Genomic DNA, 12,032 nt, shown 5'->3' on the forward strand with positions numbered 1-12,032 from the left:
CGGCTGATATCCGTTCAATGCGGCTTCACATAAAACAAAAGAAAAACTCAATAAATTGTTAGAACTTTTGATGCACAGTCTGATCAAACTTGTGAGGTATCAATGTTCCATTTTAAAAGCCCTACCCGACACAATGATCCGATGAAGGCGACCTACGCGGCCACGAATTCAGCGCTTGCAATGATTTGGTTTGATCTTGACACATCGATCACAAATGCCAATCGCAATTTTTGTGATACGATGGGGTATGAACCTGATGAAATCATTGGGCAAAAGCATGCAATATTTCTGCTTAACCAAAGTGAAAAATCCGCTGAATACCGTGCATTTTGGGATGCATTGCGTGCGGGACAAACCCAGCAAAGTACCTTCGCACGCAAGCACAAAGATGGCTCAACCGTCTATATCGAAGCCTCCTACGTCCCTTTGCGTGGCCCTGACAACGCTGTAACAGGTGTTGTTAAATTAGCCACAAACGTGACAGAGAAAACACGCGACAACAACATTAACACCTCAAAGGCCGATGCAATTTCTCGCTCGACAGCGCTGATTGAATTCACGCTGGATGGCGAAATCATCACTGCAAATGATAATTTTCTGGCCGTGATGGGGTACAGTTTGGATGAAATCAAAGGTCAACACCACAAAATATTCATGCCAAACGATCAAGTGAATTCCGCCGATTATAAAAATCATTGGGACAGGTTGAAGAAAGGCGAATTTATCACTGGTGAATTTTTACGTAAGGCAAAAGATGGATCAAATGTCTTTATTCAAGCCAGCTACAACGTGTTGTTCGACATAAATGGCAAGCCTAAAAGCGTGCTCAAAACTGCTACGGATGTGACCGTCGAAAAAAACGCAGTGAATGATCTCACATGGCAAATGAATGCCATTCACAGGGTTCAAGCCGTCATTGAATTCAATCTTGACGGGACCGTCATCACCGCCAATGAAAACTTCACGACTGCACTCGGCTATCCTCTTGAAGAAATTCAAGGACAACATCACTCTATGTTTGTGCGCCCCGATGAACGCAACAGCCCAGAATATCTTGAATTTTGGGAAAACCTAAATGCTGGTCACTGCATGGATTCCGAATTCATTCGCATAACAAAATCGGGCGATGAAATCTGGATTAAGGCCACGTATAATCCAATTTTTGATGCAAATGGCAAGGTCTACAAGGTCGTTAAGTTTGCCTCAGACGTTACGCGCTTTAAGTCATCCATCACAGAGATCAACGCCGCAATTACCGAACTAAGCCTCGGCAACTTATCGATAACCATGCACGATGAAATGCCAGGTGAACTCGAAGAATTGCGCACGAATTTCAACACGTCGCTCAACAGACTTGCCGCTCTCATTCAACAAACGGCACTTGGCATTACCAATATGCAAAATGAAGTTGAAGGTATTGCAGCATCGGCCACAGATCTCGGACGCCGTACCGAAAATCAAGCCGCAGCGCTTGTTGAAACCGCCTCCGCAATCACGCAATTGAACTCCTCAGTCGAAAATTCAGCCGAAGGCGCAAAAGATGCTGCGAAATCTGTGTCAAGTGCGCGATCGCGCTCTGGCGAAGGTCGTCAAGTCGTGGAACAAACGATTACTGCAATGGCTGATATTTCGAAAAGCTCGATTGAAATATCAAAAATTACCTCGGTTATTGATGACATTGCATTCCAGACAAACCTTCTCGCCCTCAATGCAGGCGTAGAGGCGGCCCGCGCGGGCGAAAGCGGACGTGGATTTGCTGTGGTCGCATCAGAGGTCCGCGCTTTAGCACAAAGATCTTCCGAAGCGGCCAGAGAAATCGCAAACCTGATAGATACCTCCTCCACACAGGTCAAATCAGGTGTCGCACTGGTCCATGAATCAGGGACTGTCCTAAAAGAAATCGAGGAACTGGTCACTCAGGTGGATTCTTTGGTGCAAAATATTGCCAATTCGGCACAAGAACAAGCCATCGGCCTGCGCGAAATCAATGCCGCGGTGGATGACCTAGACCAAGTGACACAGCAAAATGCGGCTATGTTTGAGGAAAGCTCAGCGGCAGTGACGCTCTTGAAAACGCAAGCTCAAAACCTGCGCAAAGAGACTGAGCAGTTTCACATGTCATAACATCACGCCTGCAAGGGGATGCTCTAAATCTCTTTGCTATTTCTCTCAGAAAATTCAGGAGTGACAGCCCCCTTAAGGGGCCTGTCACTTTTTGATTTTCTCTATATGCCACTTGTGACCCAAGCCCCTTAAATCTCCTATAAATTTGTGGATCATCCAGCCAGAAACAGGACGGGCACATGAAGGCATGATTATTGGTCGAACGGATCATTGAGATGATCAAAAAACGGGAAACTGGCAAGATACCTTTGGATGTAAGTCGCGACATAAATCCGATGGATACGAAGCGCTTGAAGGCGAGAATAGTAAGTTAATAAAACAGATGTTGGAGCGCGCCCTTCTCCGAAATGGATCAGACGATCAGTGATGTGCGACCCTGCCCTCACAAGTATGACGGTCCTTGAATGGGTCAAAGATACGCGCGTCAATTGGCATGACATCGCACTCGGAAAATCTAAATAGAGCGATTTTTTTCGAAAGCTTCCACGATAAACTATGGGATAAATTCTCGAACAAAAGGGTGTTCGGCATATTGCGCGATGTTCGCAAATCGCTGCAAGAATGTCAGGCGGATAGCAACGGGCAAAGACCCATTCAGCGCCAGACAGCCTGACACCGATGAATTTCACACTAAACCAACATGTGAAATCGGCAGCCAAACGCCAAAGATTTATCCCCAAGCACAGCGCGCAAATCAGGGGAGAGCTTGGGGATTCGGCCAATTCCTAAACAATGGAAAGTAATCAGTGTAGGAAAATTACTCGGTTGTGACAGTTAGCCAAGCTAACCATATCCAGTTGCAAGACAGTTCAGTTAAAAAAGCTCCAAATCATTTGTTGCAACTTCGACCACCACTTTTTCCTGAATACACGCATCAGGAACAAGCTTTTGACGCGCGCGTCCAGAGATAGGATCAAATTCAATGCGCCGCGCCAGAGATCCCCCCAGACTTTGCCCATCCAGCGGGATTTCCTCGGTCTGTAAATAGGACAAAACGAATTCACTATTTCTTGCGCCAGCATCGGTAAGGCCCTTATACATTTCAGCGCCTCCAAAGACTTTGGCGCGAATTCGATCACGTCGTGCGCCAGCTTTGATGAGAGCGTTTATGAGTAACTCCATAGAATTTGCCCCAAAGGAACTGGCCTGTTCGTTTGGGGTTTGCGTACCATCGGGCAACAAGAAGTGATTCATTCCACCTACTCTTGCAACGGGGTCCCATAAACAGGTCGCAACACATGACCCTAGAATGGTTGAAATGAGATCACCAGAATTGCAACAGACCGAAAAATCGCCCTGGCTGATGTATGTTGAGCTGATTTTGGGCTGTGATATTTCTCGTTCAAATGTCATTTGCAGATCTCTGTGCGTGGCACTTCAGCAAGCCGAAGCAATTCATCGCCGAGTTCATCAATATCCACCCAGTGTTCCACGCCTCCTAATTGCCCCGCCACTTGTGGCATACCAAATACCACACAGGTTTCCTTCGACTGAGCAATTGTTAGAGCACCAGCGTTTTTAAGCATTAACATCCCCTCCGCCCCATCGCGTCCCATGCCCGTGAGTATTCCAGCGACGATATTTGGGGCTAGATCCACCGCAGATTTAAACATCGAGTCTACCGAAGGGCGGTGCCCTGATACATTTGGCCCAGCGTGTAAGGTTGCGCGAACGACAGGTTTGGCTTGAATATTCAGGTGAAAGTCACCGCCAGGAGCAATCAACACATGCCCCGCCTTTAGTTCTTCTCCATGTTCCGCCAGTGAAACATGCGGGGACACTAATTTATTCAACCGTGCGGCAAAGTTCACCAAGAATGCTTTAGGCATGTGCTGCGTGACCAAAGTGGGAGGGCATTCTTTTGGGAAACGTATCAGAATTTTTTCCAATGCATCAACAGCACCGGTTGATCCCCCAAGCAGACAAATCCGTCTAAAGTCACGCTGTCGCACTGCCGCTGGCTTGTTCGAACGCGCCGTGGGGATCTGAATTCGCGCGCGCGCCGCCATCACAATTGTATCAGTGAGGTTGGCAAAAGCATCAGATTTTTGGCCAAGCTTTGGCTTTTCAATGCAGTCGATGGCACCTGAGGAAAGCGCTTCAATTGCGATCTCTCCCCCCTTTTTGGTCAATGTGCTCACCATAACCACAGGCATTGGGCGGTGTCGCATGAGCCGCTTCAAAAATTCGATCCCGCTCATATTGGGCATTTCAACATCAAGCGTCATGACATCGGGCTTGTGTTGGTTAACCGCGTCTCGTGCCTCACTTGCAGTTCCAGCTTCTGCGACAACCTCAAGCCTTGGGTCGTTTTCTAAAAGAGTGCGAATGAGTCGACGCATCGTTGGAGAGTCATCGACAATGAGCACACGATATTTATTCAATTTCATTTCCTCAATCTGCGGCCATCTAAATAAAACGTTCTAGATCGAAGTGTCAGAAATCCTCCCAGTCATCGCTAATCGTTACATCAGCTGCGCCAACTACGGCATTCACGACCTCTTTCCTCAGTAGTGTTTTTTCAGAAGGAATTGGAGCAGTAGATTCGGATACATGCGCAGTAAAATCTGCTGATATGACGGTATTTTCACCTTCATCTTCTTGCAAAGGTTTAGAGATGGAGAAGCGCGACGTTGTATCTGTGAGATTTTCTGCCTCACGTGTAAGAGCATGGCTTGCCGCAGTCGTTTCTTCAAACATGGCGGCATTTTGCTGCGTAACCTGATCAAGCTGGTTCACCGCTGCATTTATTTCAGCCAATCCGCTGGACTGTTCTCTGGAAGAAGAGGCAATTTCATTCACGTTGACTGCGATTTCGCTGACAGATTTCACAATGCCCTTAAGAGCATCGCCCGTCTCGCCCACGAGCCCGACACCACGTTTGACCAATGACCCAGATTTTGAAATGAGGTCATTGATTTCACGCGCAGCTTCTGAGGAACGTTGCGCAAGGGCGCGGACTTCGGAGGCTACGACAGCGAAACCACGCCCTGCTTCACCCGCACGGGCGGCCTCGACACCAGCGTTGAGTGCCAAAAGATTGGTTTGGAATGCAATATCATCAATCACAGATGTGATTTTTGATATTTGATTGGACGAATTTTCGATTTCGCTCATGGCTTCGACAGCCTCCTGCACGACCTCTCCAGAGGTCTCTGCATTCGACTTTGCAGTTTCAACCATTTCACTGGCTTGATTGGCACCATCAGCCGCAGAACGCACGGATGATGTGAGCTCATCTAGAGCGGTCGCGGTTTCTTCGAGTGTTGCTGCTTGCTTTTCTGTGCGGCGCGATAAATCGTCTGCCGCATTGGAAATTTCACTCGCTTCTCCACGGATCATATCAGCATTTTCAACCACGCGGCTCATCGCATCCAGAAGGTTGGTCATGGCGACATTAAAGTCATTGCGCAGGGATTCATATTCTTGAGCAAAGGGATCAGTGATTTGGCTGGTCAGGTCTCCTTCAGCCAAGCGTTTTAGGCCAATACGCAATCCTTCAACCACTGTGTCTTGCTGCGCTTTCATGGTTTCTTGTTCGAGGCGGGATTGACGCAGCGCTCGCTCACTTTCAGTGATATCATTGCCAAGCAGAATAATTCGAAACGGCTTTCCGTTCGCGTCTATGACTGGATTAAACGTGCCGTCTAGAATGGAATTTTCTCCTGCAGCCGATAAGATATCGAACCGACCGCTCACGTTTTCACCGTTGAGTAAACGCGCCCAAACAGTGTCGGCGTTGCCAGTTGTCGAGGGGTCAAAATTGAGCACTTTACTATAGTTTTGACCGCAAAGCTGATCGCAAGATGTTTGGGTCATAGACGCAAAATTTTCATTGGCAATCAATAGGTCACCCTCTAGGCTGAATTCAGCTTTAGCTTGCGTGCTGTTGAGTGCGGCAATGACAGCTTCGCTTGTGCGGATATCTGTCACGTCCTGCCATTCCATAACACACCCAATTTGATTGCCAGCTTGGTCGATCACAGCATTGATATTTAGAGAAAAGTATGTGTCCTCATATTTAATATCTTCAGCATATGGCAGTTGATTTGGATCGTTGAGAATGTCGCGAATATGTTGGGGATGTTTGTGAAAGATATCGCTGCTCTGGCCGATAAGGTTGCTTGCGGAAAATTCAGGGTTCATCGCGGAAAATGTAGTTTCGTGATCGGACATCAAAGTAGAGGCAGCCGCATTCATATAGATGATATCGAATTTTTGATCGATAATCATCAAAGCAGCTGAGGAGCCTTCAAAGGCTGATCCTTTAAAGAGGCCGTCCTTGGTCGCGCGTTCCGCCTGTCCTAAAGCATCGCGAAACTCATCCAAGGCACTGGCGATCCCACCGATTTCATCGCCGCGGTCCGTACCCGACACTGGATCAGAATAGTTGCCAGCAGACACAGTCCGCATAGATTGTTCGACGCGAGTCAGTGGCCGAGAAATCGAACGTGAAATGAGATAACCAATTAGGGCAACAACAGCGATCATTATGAGGCCATCGACAATCATGCTGTCACGTAGCGCAAAAGCGGGTTTGAGGATTTCATGCACCGTTTGCTCAGTGATCAAGCCCCAACGCACACCGTGAAAATCTACAAATCGGTAAGCGGCGATATTGTTGATGATCTCCCCTGTCATGGGGTTTTTCTCTTCCTGCATGAGCAAGCCAACCTCACCGCTAATCGCCTTTGTCGCCGCTTCGCTTGTGACTTTTCGCACCATAACTTGGTTGCCCGGACCGTGGATCGGATTGCTGCGTAGCAAGGCATCAGAACCAACGATGTAAGCGTCACCCGTCTCACCCAGACCTGTGGGGCGCTGGAAGATAGAATCTATGTGTTGTGTCGGCATCTGAAAGGCGATCACGCCCTTTATACTGCCACGACGGTCCATGATCGGCGCGCCCAAAAATGCGGCAGGGTCTCCGCCAGATGGCGCATAGCTTTCGAAATCTTTGAAGGAAATTTCAACTGTCTCAGCAGACAATGAATTGCGTACCACCTCAGCGAGGCCACTGTTTTTGAAAGGGCCCTCTAAAAAGTTGGTGGCGAAGTCACGTTCTTTGAAAACAGAATAGACCAACTCGCCTTCGGGATTAAAAATGAAAACATCATAATAGCCATTTTCATCAACCAGTTTTTTGAAATACGAGTGATACAGTTTATGGACTTGACTATAGGCGGTCCCATCATCGGCAAATTCCAGTGCATCTTTTTCGCCAAATGGGTGTGGGTTGTCATCGATGTAGGTTTTTTGCAGATAGCTGGTTTGATCTTCCGATATCGCATTCCAAGCCTCACCAAAACCGCGCACGGCCGATAAGATTGTGGGGTTGTTGGCTTGGCTTCGGATGTCGACATCAATGCCATCTAACCACACGCCAAGTTCAATAGCGCGGGCTTCACCGATGGTTTCTAGTGTTTTTTCAGCTTCCGCGAGCAAAGCATCGGAGGCTTGCCGATACGATACGAATCCAGATACGCAAATGGCGAGCGCGGTTAAGCCAATCATTATTACTGGCAGTTTTTGCGCTAGTTTGATTTTTTTCAATATATTCATTGCATTCTCCACATCTCGCAACCGTGCACTAGGATGTCTCACACATGTTCCAAACAAAACGAGCTGATCGGCTCGGATGTGTTGAGGAATGTCAGCAATGAATGAAGATTCGTTTAAGTCGTATCCGATTTAGCGATTTTATTGCGCGCCAATCTGGTGTCGTACCTGCCAATCTTACGATTTACATAGAGTGATGTGGTGTGGATTTGGGTGTGATTTCAATGTAAAACGCGCGCCCTAGGTTATGCAGGGCGCGCGAAAATCAAACACCGATGACAGATCTAATTCCGTATGCGACCAGCCCCAAGATCAAGACGCTGATCCCCCAGATGGCGACGAACCAGATGACTTTTTTCAACTTGGCAAAACGCATCAGTGGTAGCCCTCGTCAGGGTCAATTTTGCCACGAAAAACCCAATAAGCATAGGCTGTGTAGGCAAGAATGATCGGCACCAAAACCACTGTACCCACGAGAGCAAAAAGCAAGCTTTCATCGGGGGCGGCGGCTTCGACAATGGTGAGGCTGGGCGGGACAATATTTGGATAGAAACTGATCCCAATGCCGATAAAGCACAGCACGAACAACATCAAAGCTGCCAAGAAGGGTTGCAAGTCTTTGCCAGCTTTCAAGCCAGAAAACAAAGCCCAAGCACAGGAAATTACAGCCAAAGGCATGACGATACTCAAAGCGCTGCCAGGAAGGTTAAACCACCGCTGAAAGTAATCAGGGTTTTGAAACGGCGTGAGAATACTGACCAAGGCGATGAATGCCAAAGTCCCTATCCCCAGCCAGACGGAAAAACCTTGCATGCGTTGTTGTAATTTATCCTCTGTTTTCAAGATGATCCATGTGGCTCCCAGCAGAGCATATCCGACAACGACAGCAACACCTGTGAGGATAGAAAAGCCTGTGAGCCAATCCCACCAACCGCCAGAATAAGCGCGATCAGTCACCTCGATCCCCTGCACAAGCGCCCCAAGAGCAATGCCTTGCATAAAAGCCGCAGTCACCGACCCGCCGAAAAACGCCCAATCCCACACAGGTTTCCAACGCTCCGTGCGCCAACGATATTCAAAAGCGACGCCGCGAAAGATCAAGGCCAAGAGCATCAAAATAATCGGCATATAAAGCGCTGGCATGATGACCGCATAAGCCAGTGGAAAAACCGCAAAAAGGCCACCACCGCCCAACACCAGCCATGTTTCATTGCCATCCCATATCGGAGCAATCGAATTCATCATAGTGGATCGTTCACGTTCGGTTTTGGCAGTGCGAAACAAGATGCCCACCCCCAAATCAAATCCATCGAGGATCACATAGGTCAGGACGGCAAAGGCAATCACGCCAGCCCAAATAAAGGAAAGTTCAAACATCAGACGGCTCCTTTTTTGCCAAGTCTTGCGTTTTCGGCTGGGAAATACCCGCAGTGCGGATTGGCCCGTCTTTCAAGCCCAAATGCGGTGTCGCAGCAGGCATGTTCATCATCCGTAGCAGATAGAAAGTCCCTGCCCCGAAGACAAAGAAATACACCACAATAAAGGCAATCAAAGATGCGGCGACCGCAGGCGCATCGACAGGCGCAAGGCTATCACTGGTGCGCAGCAAACCGTATACCGTAAACGGCTGACGCCCCACTTCGGTTGTCACCCAGCCAGCAAGCACCGCCACGAAGCCCATGGGGCCCATTACAAATGACGCGCGGTGCAACCAAATGCCGTCATACAAACGCCCGCGTATACGCCACAACAAGCTCCAAGCGCCCAGCCCCAGCATCGCGAATCCAAGTCCAACCATAACACGGAAACTCCAGAACACGATTTCAACAGGCGGTTGATCTTCAAGCGGAATCGTATCCAATCCATCCAGTGGTGCGTTTAGGTCGTGTTTCAGGATCAAGCTCGACAGTTTGGGAATTTCGATCGCGTAATCAATGCGCTTTTCATCTGGATTTGGAATACCAAACAAAATCAAGGGCGCGCCGTCAGGGTGGCTATCATAGTGCCCTTCCATCGCCATGACTTTAGCGGGCTGGTGTTCCAATGTGTTCAACCCGTGCAGATCGCCCATAAAAATCTGCATCGGGGCGACAACCACCAACATCCACATGGCCATTGAAAACATTTTGCGTGCTGGCTTATCCGCGGAATCGCGCATCAAATGCAGTGCGCCCGTCGCGCCCACCACCAAGGCTGTGGTCAAATAAGCTGCCAAAACCATATGCACTAAGCGGTATGGGAAAGAGGGATTGAAGACGATTTTAAACCAGTCTTCAGGCACGAATTGACCAAGTTCGTTGATGCTGTAACCTGCTGGTGTCTGCATCCATGAATTGACCGATAAAATCCAAGTGGCGGACATCAAAGTGCCAAAAGCGACCATTGCAGTGGCGAACATGTGCAATTTGTCCCCCACACGTTTGCGGCCAAACAGCATGATGCCCAAAAATCCTGCTTCTAAAAAGAAGGCCGAGAGCACCTCATAGGCCATCAAGGGCCCGAGCACGGGGCCGGTTTTGTCTGAGAAGACCGACCAGTTTGTGCCGAATTGATAGGACATCACAATGCCCGAGACGACCCCCATCCCGAAGGCCACGGCAAAGATTTTTTTCCAGTAGTTAAACAGGGTCAGATAAGTCTGCCGCCCCGTGCGCAGCCATAAAGCGTTTAAAACCGCCAAATAGCTGGCCAATCCGATGGAAAAGGCGGGAAAAATAATGTGAAAAGACACGGTGAATGCAAATTGCATACGTGCCAATGTTTCTGCGGTAAAGCTGTCGAACATAGCATTATCCCTTGGCCATAGGCCTTGTTTGTCACGGCCGCGCATCCCTGAGCGGCCCAAATAGCCTTTCACCCAAATCGGCAAAAAGCTGCTTTGTGCGGATAAAACTAGACCGTGGGGGCAAACATGCAATGCGACATTCATGGCCCTGCGACCAAACTGCACATTGAAATTGCCACGTCTTGCGGATTTCCAGCGTTTTCAAGGGATTACAATGCAGATACACCGCGCATACAATCTGCGCAGTGTATCATGATCAATCTACAGGTATCTGTTGACCAAGTTTTCCAGACGTTCTTGGCGTCCAGATTTGGGTTGAGGATTGATATTTTCCGCCACAACGCGGTCGTGCACCGTGGTCAAATCATCTTTCATCAAGGCCTTGCCTGCATCCGTGTCCCAGCCTGCATAACGCGCATCGCGGGCAGCTTCGAGTTTGCCATCTTCCAGCATGGCCGCCGCAGCTTTCAATCCTGCCGCGCAGGCATCCATGCCACCGACATGGGCTAGAATTAGGTCTTCTGCATCTAGAGATTGGCGGCGCAGTTTTGAATCGAAGTTTGTGCCACCGGTTTTAAAACCACCTGCGCGTAGAACTTCGTAATAGGCTAAAGCCATCTCAGGCACATTGTTCGGGAATTGATCCGTATCCCAGCCCGATTGATAATCATTGCGGTTCATATCAATCGATCCAAGAATGCCCAATTCGCGCGCCATGGCCAATTCATGTTCAAATGAATGGCCCGCCAAAATCGCATGCCCCTGTTCGATGTTGAGTTTTACTTCGTTTTCCAGACCGAAGTCTTTCAAAAATCCGTAGACAGTCGCAACATCGTAATCATATTGATGTTTTGTTGGCTCTTGCGGCTTGGGTTCGATCAAGATCGTGCCTTTATAGCCCATCTTATGTTTGTAATCGACGACCATCTGCAACATACGGCCCGCTTGTTGGCGTTCACGGCCCATATCGGTATTGAGCAAGGTCTCATAGCCTTCGCGACCGCCCCAAAGCACATAGTTTTCACCACCCAATTTCATTGTGGCATCCATGCAGGTTTTGATCGTCGCGGCAGAAAAGGCAAAGACATCGGGATCAGGGTTTGTCGCAGCCCCTGACATAAACCGTTTGTGCGAAAACAGATTGGCCGTGCCCCACAACAGCTTTACACCTGTGGTTTCCATTTTCTCAGCGATGTAATCGACCATCACCGCAAGGTTTTTAGTATTTTCTGCAAAATCCGCCCCTTCTGGGCGCATATCCGCATCGTGAAAACAAAAATACGGCACATCCAAAATTTTAAACATGTCGAAAGCCACGTCTGCTTTCATTTTGGCCAAATCCAATGTGTCGCCAAACCATGGTCGATCCAGTGTTTCCCCTCCAAAGGGGTCTGTGCCCGGCCATGCGAATGAATGCCAATAAGCCGCCGCGAAACGCAAATGATCTTTCATGGGTTTGCCCATGATCATTTCATCAGGATTGTAATGGCGAAAGGCAAATTCGTTATCGCTGTCTGGGCCTTCGTATTTAATGGCAGGAATGCCTTTGAAAAAATCGGTCATC

Annotated in this window: 8 protein-coding genes; 1 reads left to right on the forward strand and 7 read right to left on the reverse strand. The window is 48.6% G+C overall.

Features of this window, described 5'->3' with window-relative positions:
* Positions 1-141: 141 nt before the first annotated feature.
* Complete coding sequence (locus EDD53_RS03920; RefSeq protein WP_170162673.1) at positions 142-2,124, forward strand: methyl-accepting chemotaxis protein; 1,983 nt, start codon at positions 142-144, stop codon at positions 2,122-2,124.
* Positions 2,125-2,937: 813 nt separating this feature from the next.
* On the opposite strand, the gene EDD53_RS03925 is transcribed toward EDD53_RS03920, so the two are convergent.
* From EDD53_RS03925 to xylA, 7 genes are all read right to left on the reverse strand, one after another.
* A complete protein-coding gene (locus EDD53_RS03925; RefSeq protein WP_246002191.1) occupies positions 2,938-3,318 on the reverse strand; it encodes a chemotaxis protein CheD in 381 nt (126 codons plus the stop codon).
* 155 nt (positions 3,319-3,473) lie between these two features.
* Positions 3,474-4,508, reverse strand: coding sequence for a protein-glutamate methylesterase/protein-glutamine glutaminase (locus tag EDD53_RS03930; protein ID WP_246002192.1), 1,035 nt, complete (start codon positions 4,506-4,508; stop codon positions 3,474-3,476).
* A 52-nt stretch (positions 4,509-4,560) separates the two neighbouring features.
* Entirely contained in the window at positions 4,561-7,638 is a 3,078-nt protein-coding gene (locus EDD53_RS15070) for a methyl-accepting chemotaxis protein (RefSeq protein ID WP_170162674.1), read from the reverse strand.
* A 310-nt stretch (positions 7,639-7,948) separates the two neighbouring features.
* Entirely contained in the window at positions 7,949-8,059 is a 111-nt protein-coding gene (locus EDD53_RS15040) for a DUF2474 family protein (RefSeq protein ID WP_123791875.1), read from the reverse strand.
* Complete coding sequence (gene cydB, locus EDD53_RS03945; RefSeq protein ID WP_123791876.1) at positions 8,059-9,060, reverse strand: cytochrome d ubiquinol oxidase subunit II; 1,002 nt, start codon at positions 9,058-9,060, stop codon at positions 8,059-8,061. The genes EDD53_RS15040 and cydB overlap by 1 nt, the downstream gene beginning before the upstream one ends.
* On the reverse strand, positions 9,053-10,468 hold the full coding sequence (locus EDD53_RS03950) for a cytochrome ubiquinol oxidase subunit I (protein WP_123792389.1): 1,416 nt from the start codon (positions 10,466-10,468) through the stop codon (positions 9,053-9,055). Before EDD53_RS03950 ends, cydB begins: the two co-directional genes overlap by 8 nt.
* A 261-nt stretch (positions 10,469-10,729) precedes the next feature.
* Positions 10,730-12,031 carry a xylose isomerase gene (gene xylA, locus EDD53_RS03955; protein WP_123791877.1) on the reverse strand — a complete coding sequence of 434 codons (1,302 nt, stop codon included), beginning with the start codon at positions 12,029-12,031 and terminating at the stop codon, positions 10,730-10,732.
* Position 12,032 lies beyond the last annotated feature (1 nt).

Origin of the sequence: Pacificibacter maritimus (assembly GCF_003814915.1) — a bacterium.
Taxonomy (GTDB): Bacteria; Pseudomonadota; Alphaproteobacteria; order Rhodobacterales; family Rhodobacteraceae; genus Celeribacter; species Celeribacter maritimus.

Excerpts from the sequence above, each read along its gene's own strand:
- EDD53_RS15070 (WP_170162674.1), bottom strand. The coding sequence starts at position 7,638 with ATGATTGGCTTAACCGCGCTCGCCATTTGCGTATCTGGATTCGTATCG.
- EDD53_RS03925 (WP_246002191.1), bottom strand. The coding sequence starts at position 3,318 with ATGAATCACTTCTTGTTGCCCGATGGTACGCAAACCCCAAACGAACAG.
- xylA (WP_123791877.1), bottom strand. The coding sequence starts at position 12,031 with ATGACCGATTTTTTCAAAGGCATTCCTGCCATTAAATACGAAGGCCCA.
- EDD53_RS03920 (WP_170162673.1), top strand. The coding sequence starts at position 142 with ATGAAGGCGACCTACGCGGCCACGAATTCAGCGCTTGCAATGATTTGG.
- EDD53_RS15040 (WP_123791875.1), bottom strand. The coding sequence starts at position 8,059 with ATGCGTTTTGCCAAGTTGAAAAAAGTCATCTGGTTCGTCGCCATCTGG.
- EDD53_RS03950 (WP_123792389.1), bottom strand. The coding sequence starts at position 10,468 with ATGTTCGACAGCTTTACCGCAGAAACATTGGCACGTATGCAATTTGCA.
- cydB (WP_123791876.1), bottom strand. The coding sequence starts at position 9,060 with ATGTTTGAACTTTCCTTTATTTGGGCTGGCGTGATTGCCTTTGCCGTC.